The organism is Bradyrhizobium sp. CCBAU 51765 (assembly GCF_015291725.1).
GTDB lineage: Bacteria > Pseudomonadota > Alphaproteobacteria > Rhizobiales > Xanthobacteraceae > Bradyrhizobium > Bradyrhizobium liaoningense.
Genome location: NZ_CP030038.1, coordinates 4,800,686 through 4,819,562 on the forward strand (window position 1 = coordinate 4,800,686; position 18,877 = coordinate 4,819,562).

Sequence of the window (18,877 nt, forward strand, 5' to 3'; positions counted from 1 at the left end):
GAGCGTGGTCGCTTTGACAAATCCTATCGACCTGCATTTTATAGGATTCAAGTCTGAGATAATGCACCATAGATGTGCGAAAATGCTGGATCAAGGCGCTATCGACTGGGACGACTTTCGCTTCGTGCTGGCCATCGTGCGGGGCGGCTCGGTCTCGGCTGCGGCAAAACAGCTGGGCGTCGACCATGCCACGGTGATCCGCCGCGTCGATCGGCTGGAAAAGCACCTTTCAGCCAAGCTGTTCGACCGGCGCAAGACCGGCTATCTCCTCACCGAGGCCGGCCAGCGGGTTGCCGACAGCGCCGAAGCGATGGAATCGACCATCGTCGCCAACCAGGAGCAGGTCGGCGGCTCCGTGGCGCGGCTGACCGGCACCGTACGTATCGGTGCCCCTGATGGCTTCGGCACCGCCTTCCTGGCGCCCCGGCTCGCCCCCTTCGCCGACCGCTATCCCGATCTCGATCTGCAACTTGTAGCTACTGCGCGGCTGTTCAGTCTCTCCAAGCGCGAGGCCGATATCGCCATCAGCCTGACCATGCCGAAGGAAGGCCGCATCGTCGGCCGCAAGCTGCTCGACTACCGCCTCGGGCTCTATGCCGCGCCAGCCTATCTCGACCGCTTTCCCAGGATCTCGTCACGGCAAGACCTGCCGCAGCACCGCTTCGTCGGCTACATCGAGGAGCTGCTGTTCACGCCGGAGCTCGACTATCTGCCGCAGGTGTCGCCGCGGATTTCCGCGCGCTTTCGCAGCGCCAATCTGATCGCTCAGCTCAATGCTACGCTCTCAGGCTTCGGCATTGCGGTGCTCCCGCATTTCATGGCGAGCGACCATCCGCAGCTTGTCGCAGTGTTGCCGGACGACATCTCGATCATGCGGACATTCTGGATGCTGATGCACGCCGACAGCAAGGACCTCGCGCGGATCAGGGCGGTGGCGGATTACATCAGCGAGATCGTCGAGCGCGAGCGGACGCTGTTTGCGGGGCGGTAGCGATGGTCGCGTAGGGTGGGCAAAGCCGCGAGGCGCGCAAAGCGCGGCTCGTGGCGTGCCCACCATATCAGCCGCAATCGTGGAAAGATGGTGGGCACGGCGCAAGGGCGCCCTTGCCCACCCTACCGAACCTCAATTCTGCTTCACTTTCTTCGCTGCTGCGACCTTCGGTTCACGCTTCGCTCCCTCGAGCGCGCTATCCCGGCCTGCCTTCAGCACCTCGTCCGACAATTCGTTCGAGCCGGCGATGCGCGCCAGCAGCATGGTGCCGACCATGGTCGCCAGCGTCGCGATCGCCTGCTTGCGCGCGGCCTTGCGCGGCATGTTCGGCATATAGTCGGTCATCATCTCGATCATCTGGTCGAGCTTGCCGGCAAAGGCCTTGCGTGTCTTCGGGCTCTCGCGGGCGATCTCGGCGCCCAGCGCGGGAACCGAGCAGCCATGGCCGGGATTGTCGCGATGCAGCGTGGACAGATAGCTTTCCGCGATCAGCGCCAGGCGCTTTTCAGGAGCGGCTTCGCCGGTGAGCTTGCGCCAGTGCTCCATCGAGCGGTCCATGGCATAGCCAAAGGCCTCGATCACCAGCGCCTCGCGGGAATCGAAATGCGCGTAGAAGCCGCCATGGGTCAGGCCCGCCTCCTTCATGAGATCGGCGACGCCGATGCCATGGGCACCCTTCTCGCGCAGCCGCACGGAGGCCTTCTTCACGATGCGGTCGTGGGTTTCCTGCTTGTGTTCCGGGGAATAGCGCATGCGGATCTCATTGGATGTCGAGAGTCATTTCATAGCACGCAAATGCCGGGATCGGTGCATTAATTCACGTTAAGTTACGCCGATCATGGAAAAGGTTGCAGTTGCATGGACCGCCAGGGCCCCCTTGCCGTCGCGGACAAAGCCCTCGGTGTAGCTGGTCTGGCGTCCCAGCTTGATCACCTTGCCTTCGGCCGAGATCAGCCCGGAGCGAACCGACAGCGGACGCAGATAGGTCAGCTTCAGATCGAGGGTCACCGAGCTTTGCCCGGCCTCGAGCCGGGTCGAAATCGCACATCCCATGGCCGTATCGAGCAGCGCCGCTGCGGTCGCGCCGTGGAGAAGACCGATGGTGTTTTCGAGATCTTCGCGCGGCTCCAGTTCCATGACGATCCGGCCCGGCTCGACAACGGCCATGATGAACCCGATCAGCTTCGCAAAAGGCGGCGGCGGCAACCGGCCGTCGCGAATGCCGAGCATGGCGTCCATGCCCGACAGGCCCATCGCCGCTTTCGCGACCGGCGCCGGCACCTGCCAGTCCACCACGCGCTCACGCCGCTGCGCCGGCGAAAACAGGGCGATTTGATCGATGTCGGTCATGGCCACCTCATTGAATGACATACGTCATACTATGCCACGGACTTCGCGCTGGCAACTCGGTCTCATGGGCCCCGCTTGACAAGCCGGCCGTTTCGGCCCGGAAGTGATCCCGACCAGTGCGCCTCGCACGCGTCCACGAAACCTTCGAGATGCCCCGATGGAAATGCTCAACAACCACTGCGGCGTGACGCGCGATGCGCGCGGCGTCGTTCATGTCGCGATCTGCAACGCCGGCCCGCTCAACATTCTCGGCTCGCCCGTCACCGAGGCCGTGCGCGAAGGCCTCCAGCAGATCGCGTCCGACCGCAGCATTCGGGTCGTGGTGCTGCGCGGCCAGAGCGAGAAGAGCATGATCGGCGGCGCGGACATCAAGGAGATGGCCAAGCTCGACCAGAAATCCGCCGAAACCTTCATCAGCCGCCTGCGCGATCTCTGCGAGGCGGTGCGCCAATTCCCTGCCCCGGTGATCGCGCGGATGCCCGGCTGGTGTCTCGGCGGCGGGCTCGAAGTGGCGGCGGCCTGCGACTTCCGCATTGCCGCGCATGATGCGCATTTCGGCATGCCGGAGGTGCGCGTCGGCATCCCCTCGGTGATCCATGCCGCTCTCTTGCCGCGCCTGATCGGCTGGGCCCGCGCGCGCTGGCTGGTGATGACGGCGGAGAACATCGACGCCCCGACCGCGCTGGCCTGGGGACTGATCGACAAGGTCGCGCCGGAGGGCGAACTCGATGCCGTGATCGAGCACACCGTGAAGGCGCTGCTCGAATGCGGCCCCGAGGCGCTGCGATCGCAGAAGGCACTGCTGCGGCAATGGGAGGAACTGCCGCTGACGGAGTCGGTGAATTTGAGCGTCAAGGTATTCGGCGAGTCGTTTTTGACGGACGAGCCGACACGGCTGATGGGCGCGTTTGTGAACCGGAAGCGGTAAAAGCTGGAAAGCGCCAAGCGCATTCGAAAGACAGTGTCATGCCCCGCCTAGCGCGCAATTGCGCACGGGGGCGGGGCATCCAGTACGCCGCGGCTTCTCGGTTCTGGCCGCACCGCCTCTGGAATACTGGATCGCCCGCCTTCGCGGGCGATGACAGTGTGCGGTGAGCAAATCTCATCCGAGCCACGACATTTTCTCATCCCCGGCGCGGTTGCATTTTTTGCGTCGCATCATATGATGACCGTAATCTTACCCGCCATCGCAGGGAGTTCTCGTCATGGCCGAAGCCGCCGATCCCGTCGTCATCGTCTCCGCCGCCCGCACCCCGCTCGGCCGCTTCATGGGCGAATTGTCGCCGCTGGCCGCCCACAAGCTCGGATCGCACGTGATCGGCGCGGCGCTGGAGCGCGCCAAGCTCACCCCCGAAAAGATCGACGAGGTCTTCATGGGCTGCGTGCTTCCGGCCGGACAAGGCCAGGCACCGGCGCGCCAGGCGGCGCGTGGCGCGGGTCTGCCCGATGCCACCGGCGCCACCACGGTGAACAAGGTCTGCGGCTCCGGCATGAAGGCGACCATGCTGGCGCACGACATCATCCGCGCGGGCTCGGCCGAGATCGTCGTCTCCGGCGGCATGGAGAGCATGAGCAACGCGCCGTATCTGCTCGCCAAGGCGCGCGGCGGCTATCGCGTCGGCCATGACCGCATCATCGACCACATGATGATGGACGGGCTCGAGGACGCCTACGAGACCGGCCGCTCGATGGGTGATTTCGGCGAGGCCACGGCTGAGGCCTATCAGTTCACCCGCAAGGACCAGGACGCCTATGCCATGGAGACGCTCAGCCGCGCCCGCAAGGCCGTCGAGGGCGGCGCGTTCAAGGCGGAGATCGCGCCGATCACGCTGACCGAGAAGGCCGGCCCGCGCGTCATCGCCAATGACGAGCATCCGCTGAAGGTCGATCCCGCCAAGATTCCCGGATTGAAGCCGGCGTTCCGCGCCAACGGCACCATCACGCCGGCGGCCTCCTCCGCCAATGCCGACGGCGCCGCTGCGCTCGTGCTGACGAAGCGCTCGCTCGCCGATCGGGGCGGCCTGCCTGTTCTTGCCGAGATCAAGGGCCATGCGACTCACAGCCAGGAGCCGCAATGGTTCACCACGGCGCCGATTCCGGCGATCCGCAAGCTGCTCGACAAGGTCGGCTGGGCTGCCTCCGATGTCGACCTGTTCGAGATCAACGAGGCGTTCGCCGTGGTCGCGATGGCTGCGCAACGCGATCTCGGCATTCCCCGCGAAAAGCTCAACATCAACGGCGGCGCCTGTGCGCTCGGACACCCGATCGGCGCCACCGGCGCGCGGCTGATCGTGACGCTGCTGCATGCGCTCGAAGCGCAGAACCTCAGACGCGGGATCGCCGCGCTCTGCATCGGCGGCGGCGAAGCCACGGCCATCGCAGTGGAGCGTCCGGCGCACTAGCCGTCCGCAATGGCCGAAATCAAGGGAAGTCTGTCATTTCAGACTTTCCTCGCCTGTGCCAGAATGTAACGATGACGCGGGTCTCCCGGGGCTCGCAAACCAAGATTGAGGCCCAATGATCTCGAACTGGCTCGCGGCAGCGCTTTCCCGCCGCAACATTCACTACGGCTGGGTGATGGTCGGCGTGACCTTCCTCGCCGCGCTGATCAGCGCTGGCACGGTCGGCGCCCCCGGCGTGTTCATCGTGCCGCTGCAGAAGGAGTTCGGCTGGAGCACGGCGGAGATCTCCTCCGCACTGTCGATCCGCTTCATCCTGTTCGGGCTGATGGCCCCGTTTGCGGCCGCCCTGCTCAACCGCTACGGCCTGCGCAACGTGACGCTGGTCGCGCAGCTGATCGTGGTCTCGGCGCTCGTGCTCTCGCTGGGTATGACCGAGGTCTGGCAGCTCATCGCGCTGTGGGGCGTGGTGATCGGGATCGGCACGGGCATGACCGCCCTGGTGCTCGGCGCGACGATTGCCACGCGCTGGTTCGCAGCAAGACGCGGCCTCGTCGTCGGCATCATGACCGCGAGCGTCGCCACCGGCCAGCTCGTGTTCCTGCCGCTGCTGGCAAGCCTCACCGACCATTACGGCTGGCGGCTCGCACTCGGCTTCGTCTGCATCGCGCTCGGCGTGTCCGCGGTCGCCGTGCTGCTGGTGATGCGCGACCGGCCGGGCGACGTCGGCCTGCGCCCGTTCGGCGATGAAGGTACCGAGCCCCTGCCCGCCCCGCCGGTCAGCCACGGCACGATCACCGGCGTTGCGCTGGGCACGTTGCGCGATGCCTCGAAATCGACGGCGTTCTGGATCCTGTTCGCGACCTTCTTCGTCTGCGGCGCTTCGACCAACGGCCTCGTCCAGGTGCACCTGATCCCGATGTGCCTCGATTTCGGCATCCCGCAGGTTCAGGCCGCGAGCCTGCTGGCCGCGATGGGCATCTTCGACTTCTTCGGCACCATCATGTCGGGCTGGCTGTCGGACCGCTACGACAATCGCTGGCTCCTGTTCTGGTACTACGGCCTGCGCGGGCTCTCGCTGATCTTCCTGCCCTTCAGCGACTTCTCGTTCTACGGCCTCTCCGTCTTCGCGATGTTTTATGGTCTCGACTGGATCGCCACAGTGCCGCCGACCGTGCGGATCACCGCGCAGAAGTTCGGACCGGAGCGCGCCAATCTGGTGTTCGGCTGGATCTTCGCCGGCCATCAGCTCGGCGCGGGCGCCGCAGCGTTCGGTGCCGGCTTCTCGCGGACGGTGTATGAGAGCTACCTGCCTGCGTTCTTCATTGCCGGCGCGCTGTGCGTGTTCGCCGCGCTGATCGTGCTGGCGCTGTCGCGGCAGCCCAGGCCGCAGCCCGCGATGGCGTAGTATCCGATCGTGCTGGTGACGCCGAATACGGCGGCGTCACCAATCCGCTCGAGCCGGTGAACCCCTCGAGCACCCGGCGCGCCGAAACGAAGAGCGGTTGCCGTGTATGGAAGATTGTGACGGCACGAGGATCGGCGTCACTTCGAATCCTTGTTCAATTCGATTGCGACCTCCGACATCCAGGACCCCGGCGCCTCCATCAGGAAGGATTGACGATTGCTCTTGGTCTGGATCGTCACCAGCGCGGCCACCGTGTTTCCCTCGATTCGCGCCTCGATCAGGCCGTCCTTGTTCGTGCCGTAGACCTTGCCGCCCTGTCGATATTCGCTCTCGAACCAGTTGCCGGAAAGCTCCGTCCCGCTCTGCTCGATGTTCGCGGACAGGACCATCTTGTACGCATCGCTTGCGCAGCGCAGATCGAGTGTCAGCGACCGTCCCGGCCTGGTGACATTGTATGCCACTTTGCAGCGGACCTTCTCACGCGGACCATCCGACGGCTTCATCGTACCGATACCCGACCATGCGCCGGCCAGGCTGTCGAACACCGGCTCTGCGCACAGCGGGCTGATGCCGATAAGAACGAGGCAGGCCGCGCCGATGCCGATGCGCGCCGCCGGAAACTTCAATATCATTCTGCCGATCCTGATTTGTAAAGTCTGGGCGCGTCCTAAGCCCCAACAGCCGCGGGATGTTGACGAAGCTGTTTAGAAATGTTGCAAAGATTGCCTGAACGTTGCCGGGATCGGCACATCGAGTACACGCCAAGATGTACCCCAGGGGAAACAAAATGCCGGCTCCGTCGTCCGCACCCATCATCCCGACCACTCCTGTGACCGCCGAGATGCGCGATGCGTTGCGCGCGATCGTCGGCGAGAAGGGATTTATCGAGGACGAGCACGGCAAGCAGCCGTTCGTGACGGATTGGCGGGGACTCCTGGTCGGCGGGGCCGGCGCCGTCGTTCGTCCCGGCAGCACCGAAGAAGTGTCGAAAGTGGTCAGGCTTTGCCACGCGCACGGCGTCGCGATCGTGCCGCAGGGCGGCAACACCGGCCTGATGGGTGGGGCCACGCCCTGGCCGGCGCACACCGGCATCGTGCTGTCGCTCGGCCGCATGAATCGCGTGCTGGATGTCGACCCCGTCGGCTATTCGATGACGGTCGAGGCGGGCTGCGTGCTGCAGACGCTGCAGGAGACCGCCAGCAAGCACGACAGGTTCCTGCCGCTCAGCCTCGGCGCCCAGGGCTCGTGCATGATCGGCGGCAATCTCTCGACCAACGCCGGCGGCGTGCAGGTGCTGCGCTACGGCAACGCCCGCAATCTCGTGCTGGGACTCGAAGTCGTCCTGCCCAGCGGTGACGTCTGGGACGGATTGCGTGCGCTCAAGAAGGACAATACGGGCTACGACCTCAAGCACCTGTTCATGGGCGCCGAAGGCACGCTGGGCATCATCACCAAGGCCGTGCTCAAGCTGTGGCCGGCGCCAAAGGACGTCAGCACCGCGTGGCTGGCGATCCGGGATCCACGCGCGGCGCTGGAGATCCTGTCCGAAGCCCATAGCGCCTCCGAGGACAATGTCGGCTCCTGCGAGCTGATGAGCCGCGCCGCCATCGACATGGTGCTGCGCCACATTCCCGGCACCCAGGATCCGCTCAAGGCGGACACGCCATGGTATCTCCTGCTCGAATGGTCGTCTGCGCGCCCACGCCGGGATGGGACCGAGGGCATGTCCGAGAAGCTGGAGCAATTCCTTGCCGACCAGCTCGAGGCCGGCCGCGTGCTCGACGCCGCGATCGCTCATACGGTCGGCCAGTCGCGCAACATGTGGCGGATCCGGGAGGGTGTGGCCGAGGCCTCCCGGGCCGAAGGTCCGGGACTGAGCTACGACGTGTCGGTGGCGATCTCCAGGATCCCGGACTTCATCGACAAGGGGACCAGGGCCGTGATCGACATCCTCCCGACCATCCGCCCCTACCCCCTGGGTCACATCGGCGACGGCAATCTGCATTTCTCGTTCATGGGGCCGGTCGGCATGGATCAGCAGACACTGACCCAATACAAGGGCGCCATCACGCGGGCCGTGAACGACCTCATCACGTCCATGGGCGGATCGATCTCGGCGGAGCACGGCATCGGCATCGACAAGCTCGACGAGCTCAGTCACTACCGGTCGAAGACCGAGCTCGACATCATGCGCACCATCAAGCGCGCGCTCGATCCGCAGAACATCATGAACCCGGGCAAGGTTCTGCGCCTGTGACTGTCGATCAACAGGTCTTCTTCTGCAAATGCTCGACGCAGGTGCAGGTCTTGGTCGCCGGATATTTCACGTCGTAATAGGGAAAGCTCGAGGTGGCCGGGCTGTTGGTCGAGCAGCGGGGGAACAGATAGTAGCTGTCGGACAGCTTCACTGTGCCGGCGATGGTGAAGCCGAGGTTGGGCGCATAATCATAGGTCACCTCGCTCAGCACGAGCGAGATGTTGGCGTTGGTGGTACCGCTCGGCCCCGTGAACTTCGACAAGGTCATCGGGGTACCCTTCTGTCTCGCGCCCGTCGAGCTGGTCGACGTGCTCCATTGCACCGTCGCATTGCCGTTGCTGTCGGTCGACACGCCCGAAACCGTGATCGTCATCAAGGAGGTGCTGCCGCTCTTGGTCGGATAGGGAGCCATGATGGCGCTCGCAGCCGCGAGAATGCCGTCCATCTGAGACGAGGTGACGGCCGTGTTCTGCGTGACCATGTCGGCAACACTGTGCGCGGTCGCGCTGACCTTGACGTTCATGGCAAGCCCGTTGCCGAGCTCGACGCCGCCGACATAGAGCACCAGCATGAACGGCACCACAATGGCGAACTCCGTCGCTGCAACGGCGCGGTCATCGGCCAACAGGTGCCGGGCGCGAGATGACAGGGCGGAGATCATCAGGAGCCTCCTGGCTCGTTCTGGAACGCGGCGGACGACATGATCAGCCGGTTGCCGTTGCTGAGGTTCGAGAGATTGAAGCCGAGCGGCCCGAGCACGACCGGCCAGACATACATGACGCGGAGCACGACGATATCGCCGGTATCGCCGGGGTCGTATTGCCAGGTATTGGTGACCTTGCCCGAACTGTCGAAGGTCAGGGTCGGCATTCCCGTGTTCGCGGACGTCCACGAGGTCGCCACCTGCATGTCGACCATGAGGCCGCTGCAATTGAACAGGATCACGATCTGCTCGCAGACCTTCTGCTTGAACGCCGCCTGCGTCATCTGGGCGGATTGAACCTGTCCGGTCATGACGAGGCGCGCCGACTGGCGCACGATGGTTTCGAGCGTCTGCTGGGCGAAGAAAACGAGGAACGTCTGGATCAGCGCAATGATGAGCGCGAGGAACGGCGCAGCGACCAGCGCGAATTCCACAGCCGTCGCGCCTCTCTTGTCCCGAGCGAAGGCGGCACAGCGATTGCGGCGTCTCATGGTCGTTGCGGCGGGGCCCGTCATGGCTCTTCTCTACTTCACGAGGCTGGCCGTGCTGGATGCGACCTTGAGGAACAGGTTGGTCAGCGCCTCGGAAATGTCGCCGCCAGTCTGAACACTCGCGTACAGACCGGGCGAGGCGCATGATTGCAGCCGTTGCGCGATCGTGCCCGTCGATGAGGACGGATTATTGAATTGCGCGATACGGCTGTTGTACCAGCTGTCGGTCGGCAATTGCAGATACTCGGTGTAGAGCACCGCGATGCGAATGCCGCGGTTCTTGATCGTCGTGCAGATCGTCGTATTGAGCGGCTGCTGGCATCGCACGGTCGTGCTGCTACCCGTCGGGAGCGGATAGGTGGCGGCCGCGTCGCAGGTACCGGGCTTGGGCATCAGCTTGTCTTCGACGCCGTCGGTAACGAGGAAGACCACCTCCTGCGGTGTATCGTTCGCCTGGTTGGTCCCGGTGCCGGGATTGGGCATGATGGTGTTGACTCCCGTGAGCCCGCCCGAGATATCCGTGCCGTAGTCGGTCGTGTAGACGCAGTTGCCACTGCTGTTGACAATGATGCAGTTCTGGTGGTCGACCTTCATCAGCTGAATGTTGGCGATCTTCGTGGCGGCGGTGTCCGGGGTGGTCAGCGTTTGAATCGTGTTGAGGGCGTAGTCGAAGGTATAGATGGCGGCTTTGTACGTCGTATTGTTGAGCGCGGCCATGCACTGCATCACGCCTCCCGACACACTCGACTGCGGGCACGTCCAGGGCCCCTTCAGCAACTGTGTAACGGCATTCTGCACGAGGTCGATGCGCAGCGTGATGTTGTTGTTGCGCGCGATGGTGAGGTTATCCTTAGTCGACGAGGTGGCGCCGCTGTCTTTCTGAGGGTTCGTCTCATGACAGGCGAACGCGCAGTTCTTCGAACCGCTAGGCTGATTCTTCGTGGCCGTAATCATGTTGTTGATGTCGGTCTGAGTCGCTGCGATCGCCATCGACGGAGAGTCATCCAACAACAGGTAGAAGTTCATGTTGGGCGCGCTGGACGCCCGCGCCGTGGCGGATCCGTTGACCTGCCAGGTCTGCTTGCCGAGAACACCGGGGAAATTGTTGATGGACTGCGCGGTGTAGGACACCGTGATCGTGCGGGCGAGACCGGTATCAGTGACGGTGACAGTCGGCGTCGGGACCGAAGACAGGCCGGGAAGATTCGCCTTCGCTGCGAAGACCGCTTCCGCGGTCGCCTTGACGACGGCGGTGTCGGTCTGCGTCAACATCGCCGGCCGCACGGCTGCGATCGCGGCGGCGTCGGCGGCGGCGTTCAACTGCTCGCGCTTACGCAAAGCCAATGTGTAGTCGAGCGTCATGCCCAAAAGAAAGATGGTCGGAACCATCATGAGCGCGAAGATGATGGCGACGTTGGCCTTCCGATCACTCCCGAAACGGAGCACTGCGCGGCGGAGCATGACCTACATCCTGATTGCCGTCGTTACGGCAAAAAACTTCCCTGAAATCTCGTGATGGGAGAGGCCGCAGCATTGCTGCGATCGCCCCCACATCGCGGGCTGCAATATGGATTTGGCCTTCTTAATCAACACTTACGGGCGATCGACAAACATGGACCGCAACAAAGTGCGATGTATCGTATTGAGAAAGCATCATTAACGTGGCTTAAACGCGATTGCAGAGATCGACGGTTAACGGGATCATGCGCAAGGTGCCGGCGGGTACACGACGTGCACCGGCAGACGAAGAGCGCGTCAAGCGCGCCTGGCGCGGGCGGCGGCTCAAACGAGACCGCCGAAAACGCCCCCTAGAACAGCTGTCGATGCAAAAAACGCCCTGCTTGCCGGGCTTTCCGGGCCAAGAACCCTATTGCCGTTAGAATCCACGGCGCAAACGTGGAAAATACCCTAGGCAAATGCCGGCTGCCGGTCCGCCCGAACTCATCATTCCAACCGCTCCGCGAACCGCCCGAATGCGCGATTCACCGCGCGCGATCATCGGGCAGAAGGGCCTGATCGAGGACGAGCATGGTAAACAGCCGTTCGTAACGGATTGGCGGGGATTGCTGGTCGGCGGTGCCGGCGCCGCCGTTCGTCCCGGCAGTACCGAGGACGTGTCGAACGTGGTCCGGCCCTGCCATGAGCACGGCGTCGCGGTCGTACCACAGGGTGGCAACACCGGGGTCACGCCCTGGCCTACGCACACCGGCATCGTGCTGTCGCTGGGCCGCATGAACCGCGTGCTGGATGTCGACCCCGTCGGCTACGCGATGACGCGCCAAGAATTGGTGCAGCGTGGAAGGGCCGCAAAGATGTTGCGACCCTCCGTGGTTTTGTCGAGCGTGGTGTTAGCTGTCCTCAAGCCACCGAACCGCCACGGGGATTGACGATCGTATACCCTCGCAGTGAACGTGCGTGGATTCGCGTCGCGCGCCCGCCCGAGTTGGCGTCATAGGCCATCCAGACGTCGCCCCCGAGGTGCTGCTCCAGCACGAAGACGTGTCCTCGTCGCGCAGCAACCATTCCTGGTGCGGGTGATGTCCGCGGAAAGCGCAGCCAGTTGGCCGCAAGATTCAATTCCGGCACGATCCGGCCAAACACGCGCAGCGCCGCGCCGCAGCCGCAGAAGGACGAGGGACAACCGGCCGGACGGCCACCGACAATCCGAGCGCCGGAGACACCGGAGACGGTCGCCGACGTGGCCGTGCCCCCCGCATCAGTCACCGTCAGTTGCGTCGAGCGGTAGGCTTGCAGCGAGGACCTGGAAACCGGTGAAGATCTGGAAGCTGACAAGGATCGCGAAGTCCGCTCGCGTCGCGTCTGCGAATACGAGAAGTCGCAGGGCATGGTGACATTGCATTCAGGAGCTTGGTGGATGCGATAAGGACGGGCTTCCGAAGCAACAGAACCGAGGACAATGAAGAGGCACGCAGAAAATACTCGCTTGAACATTGCAAGGACTCCAAATGAGAGACCCTGCCCCGGATCATGAGAAACAAATACAGTTTGGCTGAAATGGGACTAAAGGCCGGCTGAAAACCGACTGCATTGCGCGACACGGCCGGCAATCGTCATAGCCTACACGTAGCGACCGAGATGATTAACTCGCGGCGCACGAATGCCCGCTCAGCGGGTCAATCTTGCTGCATGCAATCAGGTCAGATTCGCATTTGGAGCGTTGCGAATGCAAAACCCGCTGCCGCTCACTGCATCATCGCGGCCGCGATCTTCTCCGCCGACATCAGGACCGGAAAGTTGGTGTTGGCGCACGGCACCACCGGGAAGATCGAGGCGTCGACGACGCGCAGGCCCTGCACGCCCCTGACCCGGCCCTGGCTGTCGACCACCGCCATGGGATCGTCGGCCCTGCCCATGCGGCAAGAGCAGGACGCGTGCCACACGCCGATGGTCGCCTTGCGCACGAAAGCTTCCAGCGCCTCGTCGTCGTTCATCACCTGGTCGAAGGTGAAGCCTTCCACCACGAAATTGTCGATCATGTAATGACGCAGCGCCGCCGGCCCGTCCATCAGCGCCGCGGCGATCGTGGTGAGAATCTTGTTCCTGGTGTTGACCACGCCGATCTTGCGGACCTTGTCGGTGTAGGCAGCCGGGAACGGCTTGTCCGTCACCTTCCTGACGACGTCGCTCATTTGAATGGCCGCCATCTTGCGGAAGCCGCTCATCAGGCGGTCGAGATCGCGCCGGTCGGACAGCAGGTTGAACTCGACGATCGGCTCCGCGGCAGGATCGCGCGAGGCCAGCTTGACCTGTCCGGTCTCGGAATAGGTCTTGTTGACGAAGGTCAGGAGCGAGCCGATCTGTTCACCGACCGCGTGCCAGGCCGACTTGGAGAGCAGGACCACGAACATGTCGCCTTTCGGCACGCCGGCAAGACCCGAGGAATAGCGCAGGCCGAGCTGCATGTGGCGCCTGGTGTGCCCGTTCATGCGGGCGCCGCGGCGGACGAAGGACGACAACGAGATCGAGGGATGATCCATCAGGCGCTGGCCGACGCCCGGCAGCCCCATCAGCACGGGAATCCCCAAATCCTTGAGGTGACCGACCGGACCGATGCCGGCGCGAAGCAGATGCGCCGGCGAATGAATGGCTCCGCTGGAGAGGATGATCTCGCGGCCCCGGAATTCCTGCTCGTGTCCGTCGACGATAGCCTTCACGCCGACGCATTGCGTGCCTTCAAACAAAAGCTCGCGCACCTGCGTGTTGGTGGAGAGGGTGAGATTGGCGCGCTTGCGGGTGTCGCGATCGAGATAGCCCATCGCGGCGGAGACGCGCTGCTCGGCCTGGTTGGAATGCGTCACCGGAAAATAGCCGTCGACGAACTCGCCATTCTGGTCGGGCACGAATTGATGCCCGGCCTGCTGGAAGGCCTGCGCGAAAGCCTGCGAATGCTGCGTCCAATGCTCCCGCGGGATACGGCGCACCGGGATCCGGCCGTCCTTGCCGTGATACGGTCCGTCGAAGTCGAGGTCGCGCTCGACCTTCTTGAAGAAGGGCAGAACGTCGTTCCAGCTCCACCCCTCGGCGCCCCGCGCCTCCCATTCATCGTAATCGGTCGGCGCGCCGCGATTGGCCATCTGGCCGTTGATCGACGAGCCGCCGCCCAGCACGCGCGCCTGTTCGTATTTGCGTAACGGGGGACGCGATTCGTTCGGATTGTTGTGACTGACGACCTGCGTCGTGACCTTGAGCTCGGTCCAGTGAAAGCGCGGATCGAAATAGGCCGTGCCGGGATAGCTGTCCCTGATCTCGGCCGGCTCGTTGCCGGGCGGAGTGTCCTGTCCGGCCTCGCACAGCAGGACCTTGTTGGCGCTTCTTGCGGAGAGCCGGTGGGCCAGCACGGACCCGGCCGAGCCGCCGCCCACGATGATGAAGTCGTACACGATTGGCGCTTCCTCTTGTTCTCTTCGTCGGAGCGTCGCGCGTTATTGAGTTTCTGGATTGCTCTGCGACGCTCGCAATGACATCCGCTGCCCTATGGCCGGATCGAAAAGTTCTCCGGCGGCCCCGGCTTGCGCAAGGGCTCCGCCAGCCGGGCGAACTCGCACAGCAGCGACCGCGTCTTCCTGGGATCGATGATCTCCTCGACCCAGAATTTTTCGGCCGAGCGGAACGGCGAGCGCAGCCTGTTGAGCCGTTCCTCGATCTCCTTTAGCTTCGCCGCTTTGTCTTCCGCCGCGTCGATGTCGGCGCGGTAGGCGGCTTCGATGCCGCCTTCGAGCGGGAGCGAGCCCCAATAGGCCGACGGCCAGGCGTAGCGGATCGAGAAGCGGTCGGCGGGCTGATGCACGACGCCGGCGACGCCGAAGGCGTTGCGCAGGATCACGGTGCACCAGGGCACCGTGGTCTGGTTGACGGCTGCCATGGCGCGCACGCCGTGGCGGATGGTGGCCGCCTTCTCGGCGTCGAGGCCGATCATGAAGCCGGGGCAGTCCATGAGATAGACGATCGGCAGATGGAAGGTTTCAGCAAAATCGACCCAGCGCACCACTTTCTGGCAGGCATCGGCCGTCCAGGAGCCGCCATAGTGAAAGCTGTCGCTGGCCAGCAGCAGCACCGCCCTGCCCTCGAGCCGGGCGAGACCGACAATGATCGGCTTGCCGAAATTCCTGGCAACCTCGAAGAACGAGCCCCTGTCGACGACGGACTCGATGATCGGCCGCATCTTGTAGACCTGCTTGCGGTTGCGCGGCACCGCATTCATCAGCGCTTCGTCGCCGCGCTCCGGATTGTCGGTGCAGGGCAAGGTCGGCGGCAGCTCGTAGACCGACGATGGCAGATAGGACAGGAAACGCCGCGCGCAGGCAAAGGCCTCCTCCTCGGTGTCGACGGCATGATCGACCGCGCCGGCGCGGGTCTGTATGTCGGCGCCGCCGAGCTCCTCCTTCGTGAGATCCTGCCCCAGCGCCTTCACCACCGGCGGCCCGGCGACGAACATCGCGGATTTCCGGGTCATGATGGAATAGTGGCTGGCGGCAAGACGCGCCGCACCCAGGCCCGCCACCGAGCCGAGGCCGAGGGCGACCACCGGCACGCGCGACAGATTTTCCGTCGTGAAGCGATACCAGCGCGTGCCGCCGATGCCGCCGGGCAGGTTCGCCGCCCCCTTGGTCTCGATGGTCTTGACCGAGCCACCGCCGCCGGAGCCCTCGATGATGCGGACGATGGGCAGGCGGAAGTCGTGCGCCATCTCCTCCGCCATCAGCGGCTTTGCGGAGATCGATGCATCGGCCGAGCCGCCACGCACCGTGAAATCGTCGCCGACCACGACGACGGTGCGGTCGTCAACGCGCGCGCGGCCGAACACGCAGTTGGCCGGCGTCAGTTTCTGCAGCTCGCCGCTGGAATCGTACTCACCGATGCCGGAGACGGCACCGATCTCGTGAAAGCTGCCCTTGTCGATCAGCTTGTCGATACGCTCCCGAACAGTCAGCCGGCCCTGGTCATGCTGTCGCTTGACCTTGTCAACGCCGCCCATCTCCCGCGCGAAGGCTTCGCGCCGGGCGAGCTCGTCGAGTTCCGGCTTCCAGTTCATTCACTCCCTCCGAATTGATCGGCTTGTTATTGTTGTGCACGGCCATGGCGACCGGCTTACGCGAAATACGGTTGCTGAAGGCGTCGCCCTCCGCGCCTTCCATCAGGCTGCCGAGCGAGCGGCCAAGCTCCAGCATCAGCGGAGCGACTTCGGCATGCAGACGCTGCTCGTCATACATCGCAGCCAGGAGGCCGATCGTGATGACGACGAAGGTCTGGTATTGCGGCGACCAGATCGGCACCGCGAGGCCGTTGATGTGCGGGCTCCACAGGCCGCAGGCAACGACATAGCCACGCTCGCGCAACGACTGCCTATTGGCCTCGATGCGAGGTTTGAGAATCTTCGCAGCCTCGGGCGCTTCGCGCTCCATCTCAGCAATGAAGGCATCGCCGACTTCCGGCGATAATGCCGCCGTGTAGGCTGCGCCTGCCGCGGTCGAGGCCATCGCGATGCGGCTGCCGGTGCCCTCGTGCAAGCCGAGTGCAGAGGGCGAGCGCGCGAACTGGAGATAGACGAGATGGAAGCGATCGGGGACGACGAAGCCGACGGTGCCCGGCAATTGCTCGGCCACTTCCTGCAGCCGCTGCCGGATCATGCTGCGCAGCTGTGCGCCCTTCATCATCGAGGCGCTCATCGCCACCGCGCTCGGGCCGATGCGATATTTCTGATCGCGCGGCAGATAGACGAGCTGGCCCATGCGGGTCAGCGTGTGCGTGAGCCGCGACACCGTCGAACGCGGCAGACCGCAGCGGTTTGAAATCTCGAGATTGCCGAGCCTGCTATCGTGGCCCTCGAAACATCTCAACACGTCGAACGCGCGCGAGACCACCTGGATGACATCACCTTCGCCGGCATCGCCAGCGAGCGCGCCTTGCCTACTCAACCGCTCCGAACGTCGTCCCATGTTCCCTACCGCCTGTTCCGCTCTGCGGAATTAAATTCCACTTGCAGACGACGCTACCTCAGGCATTTTGCGACGACAACAAAAAGGCGATGGCATGCCAGAAATTAAGATCGTCACGGAGATCGCGGGACGCATCTGCGCAACTCCCGTGCAAGTTGGAGGAACCGTTGCGGATGGCGATGACGTTGTAGTTGTCGAAGCAATGAAGATGGAGATTCCCGTGCCCTCGCCCGCGAGCGGCACAATCACATCGCTTCTGGTGAAGCTCGACGACGTGGTTGCCGAGGGACAGGCGATCGCGATCGTCGCGAACTGACAGTATTCTCCGCGATTTCCGCGACAATCTGTCAGGCTCATTCCCGAATGCTCGGTACGACGTTGCCATCGCTTGATTGCGGTGACATGATCTGTTGCAAACAAAACGTTGTTTCAAACAAAGAAAGAAAACCCTCGCAAGCAAGCGAGGATCATTGGAGGGAAACATGCTTCGTGGGCTGCTCGTGCTCGCGCCTGCCTTGGTAGCGGGCATTTCTTTTGCGTCTACACGCTATTCGTTCGCCGAGGACATCAAGCTGCCGGCGACATTGACCTTCACGGCCTATGACACCGGAACCGCCGGCTTCAACATCGCGGTCGGCGTCGGCAAGATGATGAAGGACAAGTACGGCACCGACGTGCGCGTGCTCCCCGCAGGCAACGACGTCGCCCGCCTCGCGCCATTGCGCGCCAAGCGCGCGGCCTCATCGGCGATGGGATCGGGCACCTACTTCGCGCAAGAAGGTGTGTTCGAGTTCGGCTCTAAGGAATGGGGACCGCAGCCGCTGCAGACCCTGCTCTCGACCGTCGACTGCAATTGCGCCTCGCTCGGGGTCGCCGCCGACACCGGCGTGAAGGAGCTGAAGGACCTCAAGGGCAAGCGCGTCGGCTTCGTGGTCGGCTCGCCCGCGCTGAACCAGAACTCGCTCGCGGTGCTCGCCTTCGCCGGGCTGACGCAGAAGGACGTCAAGCCCGTCGAGTTCGCCAGCTACGGCGCGATGTGGAAGGGCCTCATCAACAACGATGTCGATGCCGCCTTCGGCACCACCATCACCGGCCCTGCCAAGGAGGCCGAGACCTCGCCGCGCGGCCTGATCTGGCCGCCCCTGCCCGCCAACGACAAGGAGGGCTGGGTGCGCATGCAGAAGGTCGGCTCGTTCTTCTTCCCGCAGCTTGCGACCTGCGGCGCCGGCATCTCGCCGCAAAAGCCGGTCGAGCTCGGCAACTATCCCTACCCGATCTTCGTCGCCTACGCCTCGCAACCGGCCGACCAGGTCTATGCGATCACCAAGGCGATGATCGTCAATTACGACGCCTACAAGGATTCGGCGCCCGGTGCCGGCGGTCTCGCCGCCGATCGCCAGACCAAGAACTGGGTGGTGCCGGTCCATCCCGGCGCGGTGAAGGCGCTGAAGGAAGCCGGGCAATGGAGCGACTCGCAGGAGGCGCACAACAACAAGCTGATCAAGCGCCAGGAGGTGCTGGCGGCCGCGTGGGGCGATTTTGGCAAGTCCAACCCGCCGTCCGACGACAAGGCTTTCCTCGACGGCTGGATGAAGGCCCGCGCGGCGGCGCTTGCCAAAGCCGGCATGCCGAATGGTTTCGAGGAATAGAGCGCAATGTTGTTGGGCTTGATGGCTGAGCCGCGAGAAGTGCGCTCCCTCTCCCGCTTGCGGGAGAGGGTTGGGGAAAGGGTGTCTCTGCAATGGGACAATCCCCCGGAGGAGAAAGCCCTCACCCGCGCCTTCGGCGCGACCTCTCCCGCAAGCGGGAGAGGTTAAGCGA

General features: G+C 64.0%; 18 protein-coding genes. 8 read left to right on the forward strand and 10 right to left on the reverse strand.

The annotated features are described in order from the left end of the window. Nucleotides 1–82: 82 nt before the first annotated feature. Nucleotides 83–991, forward strand: a complete 909-nt coding sequence (locus XH96_RS23090) for a LysR family transcriptional regulator (RefSeq protein WP_194387810.1) — start codon at nt 83–85, stop codon at nt 989–991. Nucleotides 992–1,123: 132 nt separating this feature from the next. Here the strand turns inward: XH96_RS23090 and XH96_RS23095 are convergent, their stop codons facing one another. Both XH96_RS23095 and XH96_RS23100 read right to left on the reverse strand, forming a co-directional pair. After that, nucleotides 1,124–1,744 (reverse strand): TetR/AcrR family transcriptional regulator, encoded by a 621-nt coding sequence (locus XH96_RS23095; protein ID WP_194387811.1) that lies wholly within the window; start codon nt 1,742–1,744, stop codon nt 1,124–1,126. A gap of 69 nt (nt 1,745–1,813) precedes the next feature. Further along, entirely contained in the window at nt 1,814–2,341 is a 528-nt protein-coding gene (locus XH96_RS23100) for a PaaI family thioesterase (RefSeq protein ID WP_061876779.1), read from the reverse strand. Between the two features lie 157 nt (nt 2,342–2,498). On the opposite strand from XH96_RS23100, the gene XH96_RS23105 reads away from it, so the two are divergent. From XH96_RS23105 to XH96_RS23115, 3 genes are all read left to right on the forward strand, one after another. Continuing rightward, on the forward strand, nt 2,499–3,269 hold the full coding sequence (locus XH96_RS23105) for an enoyl-CoA hydratase (protein WP_194387812.1): 771 nt from the start codon (nt 2,499–2,501) through the stop codon (nt 3,267–3,269). Between the two features lie 277 nt (nt 3,270–3,546). Continuing rightward, nucleotides 3,547–4,743 (forward strand): acetyl-CoA C-acyltransferase, encoded by a 1,197-nt coding sequence (locus XH96_RS23110; protein ID WP_194387813.1) that lies wholly within the window; start codon nt 3,547–3,549, stop codon nt 4,741–4,743. A 115-nt stretch (nt 4,744–4,858) separates the two neighbouring features. Beyond that, nucleotides 4,859–6,148 carry an MFS transporter gene (locus XH96_RS23115; RefSeq protein WP_194387814.1) on the forward strand — a complete coding sequence of 430 codons (1,290 nt, stop codon included), beginning with the start codon at nt 4,859–4,861 and terminating at the stop codon, nt 6,146–6,148. A 137-nt stretch (nt 6,149–6,285) separates the two neighbouring features. Here XH96_RS23115 and XH96_RS23120 read toward each other — a convergent pair whose 3' ends face one another. Next, nucleotides 6,286–6,780 (reverse strand): hypothetical protein, encoded by a 495-nt coding sequence (locus tag XH96_RS23120; RefSeq protein WP_194387815.1) that lies wholly within the window; start codon nt 6,778–6,780, stop codon nt 6,286–6,288. A 155-nt stretch (nt 6,781–6,935) separates the two neighbouring features. Between XH96_RS23120 and XH96_RS23125 the strand changes: the two genes are divergently transcribed. Then, entirely contained in the window at nt 6,936–8,405 is a 1,470-nt protein-coding gene (locus tag XH96_RS23125; RefSeq protein WP_194387816.1) for an FAD-binding oxidoreductase, read from the forward strand. Between the two features lie 7 nt (nt 8,406–8,412). Here XH96_RS23125 and XH96_RS23130 read toward each other — a convergent pair whose 3' ends face one another. Genes XH96_RS23130 through XH96_RS23140 form a run of 3 tightly spaced genes read right to left on the reverse strand, consistent with a single transcriptional unit; the run spans nt 8,413 to nt 11,060 of the window. Further along, nucleotides 8,413–9,066, reverse strand: coding sequence for a TadE/TadG family type IV pilus assembly protein (locus XH96_RS23130; RefSeq protein ID WP_194387817.1), 654 nt, complete (start codon nt 9,064–9,066; stop codon nt 8,413–8,415). Further along, nucleotides 9,066–9,623, reverse strand: a complete 558-nt coding sequence (locus XH96_RS23135; RefSeq protein ID WP_194387818.1) for a TadE/TadG family type IV pilus assembly protein — start codon at nt 9,621–9,623, stop codon at nt 9,066–9,068. The genes XH96_RS23130 and XH96_RS23135 overlap by 1 nt, the downstream gene beginning before the upstream one ends. Nucleotides 9,624–9,632: 9 nt before the next feature. Then, the gene (locus XH96_RS23140) at nt 9,633–11,060 is read right to left on the reverse strand and encodes a TadE/TadG family type IV pilus assembly protein (RefSeq protein ID WP_194387819.1); all 1,428 of its coding nucleotides are present in this window, start codon (nt 11,058–11,060) and stop codon (nt 9,633–9,635) included. 512 nt (nt 11,061–11,572) lie between these two features. Here XH96_RS23140 and XH96_RS23145 point away from each other — a divergent pair. Beyond that, nucleotides 11,573–11,986, forward strand: coding sequence for an FAD-binding oxidoreductase (locus XH96_RS23145; protein WP_246789710.1), 414 nt, complete (start codon nt 11,573–11,575; stop codon nt 11,984–11,986). Here XH96_RS23145 and XH96_RS23150 read toward each other — a convergent pair. The 4 genes from XH96_RS23150 to XH96_RS23165 all read right to left on the reverse strand — a co-directional run bounded on the left by XH96_RS23150 (nt 11,958) and on the right by XH96_RS23165 (nt 17,056). After that, a complete protein-coding gene (locus tag XH96_RS23150; RefSeq protein WP_194387820.1) occupies nt 11,958–12,551 on the reverse strand; it encodes a hypothetical protein in 594 nt (197 codons plus the stop codon). The genes XH96_RS23145 and XH96_RS23150 overlap by 29 nt on opposite strands. 251 nt (nt 12,552–12,802) lie before the next feature. Further along, a complete protein-coding gene (locus XH96_RS23155) occupies nt 12,803–14,500 on the reverse strand; it encodes a GMC family oxidoreductase (protein ID WP_194387821.1) in 1,698 nt (565 codons plus the stop codon). Nucleotides 14,501–14,592: 92 nt separating this feature from the next. Next, the gene (locus XH96_RS23160; protein ID WP_194387822.1) at nt 14,593–16,152 is read right to left on the reverse strand and encodes an acyl-CoA carboxylase subunit beta; all 1,560 of its coding nucleotides are present in this window, start codon (nt 16,150–16,152) and stop codon (nt 14,593–14,595) included. Then, complete coding sequence (locus XH96_RS23165) at nt 16,082–17,056, reverse strand: IclR family transcriptional regulator (protein WP_194387823.1); 975 nt, start codon at nt 17,054–17,056, stop codon at nt 16,082–16,084. The genes XH96_RS23160 and XH96_RS23165 overlap by 71 nt, the downstream gene beginning before the upstream one ends. Before the next feature lie 94 nt (nt 17,057–17,150). Between XH96_RS23165 and XH96_RS23170 the strand changes: the two genes are divergently transcribed. Beyond that, complete coding sequence (locus tag XH96_RS23170) at nt 17,151–17,372, forward strand: acetyl-CoA carboxylase biotin carboxyl carrier protein subunit (RefSeq protein ID WP_194387824.1); 222 nt, start codon at nt 17,151–17,153, stop codon at nt 17,370–17,372. Nucleotides 17,373–17,538: 166 nt separating this feature from the next. Next, complete coding sequence (locus XH96_RS23175; protein ID WP_194387825.1) at nt 17,539–18,705, forward strand: TAXI family TRAP transporter solute-binding subunit; 1,167 nt, start codon at nt 17,539–17,541, stop codon at nt 18,703–18,705. Nucleotides 18,706–18,877 lie beyond the last annotated feature (172 nt).

Bases quoted from the DNA above. Each gene is read 5' to 3' on its own strand.
- XH96_RS23095 (WP_194387811.1), bottom strand. From the start codon at position 1,744: ATGCGCTATTCCCCGGAACACAAGCAGGAAACCCACGACCGCATCGTG.
- XH96_RS23150 (WP_194387820.1), bottom strand. From the start codon at position 12,551: ATGTTCAAGCGAGTATTTTCTGCGTGCCTCTTCATTGTCCTCGGTTCT.
- XH96_RS23170 (WP_194387824.1), top strand. From the start codon at position 17,151: ATGCCAGAAATTAAGATCGTCACGGAGATCGCGGGACGCATCTGCGCA.
- XH96_RS23105 (WP_194387812.1), top strand. From the start codon at position 2,499: ATGGAAATGCTCAACAACCACTGCGGCGTGACGCGCGATGCGCGCGGC.
- XH96_RS23135 (WP_194387818.1), bottom strand. From the start codon at position 9,623: ATGACGGGCCCCGCCGCAACGACCATGAGACGCCGCAATCGCTGTGCC.
- XH96_RS23110 (WP_194387813.1), top strand. From the start codon at position 3,547: ATGGCCGAAGCCGCCGATCCCGTCGTCATCGTCTCCGCCGCCCGCACC.
- XH96_RS23120 (WP_194387815.1), bottom strand. From the start codon at position 6,780: ATGATATTGAAGTTTCCGGCGGCGCGCATCGGCATCGGCGCGGCCTGC.
- XH96_RS23145 (WP_246789710.1), top strand. From the start codon at position 11,573: ATGCGCGATTCACCGCGCGCGATCATCGGGCAGAAGGGCCTGATCGAG.
- XH96_RS23115 (WP_194387814.1), top strand. From the start codon at position 4,859: ATGATCTCGAACTGGCTCGCGGCAGCGCTTTCCCGCCGCAACATTCAC.
- XH96_RS23130 (WP_194387817.1), bottom strand. From the start codon at position 9,066: ATGATCTCCGCCCTGTCATCTCGCGCCCGGCACCTGTTGGCCGATGAC.
- XH96_RS23090 (WP_194387810.1), top strand. From the start codon at position 83: ATGCTGGATCAAGGCGCTATCGACTGGGACGACTTTCGCTTCGTGCTG.
- XH96_RS23125 (WP_194387816.1), top strand. From the start codon at position 6,936: ATGCCGGCTCCGTCGTCCGCACCCATCATCCCGACCACTCCTGTGACC.
- XH96_RS23140 (WP_194387819.1), bottom strand. From the start codon at position 11,060: ATGCTCCGCCGCGCAGTGCTCCGTTTCGGGAGTGATCGGAAGGCCAAC.
- XH96_RS23165 (WP_194387823.1), bottom strand. From the start codon at position 17,056: ATGGGACGACGTTCGGAGCGGTTGAGTAGGCAAGGCGCGCTCGCTGGC.
- XH96_RS23175 (WP_194387825.1), top strand. From the start codon at position 17,539: ATGCTTCGTGGGCTGCTCGTGCTCGCGCCTGCCTTGGTAGCGGGCATT.
- XH96_RS23100 (WP_061876779.1), bottom strand. From the start codon at position 2,341: ATGACCGACATCGATCAAATCGCCCTGTTTTCGCCGGCGCAGCGGCGT.
- XH96_RS23160 (WP_194387822.1), bottom strand. From the start codon at position 16,152: ATGAACTGGAAGCCGGAACTCGACGAGCTCGCCCGGCGCGAAGCCTTC.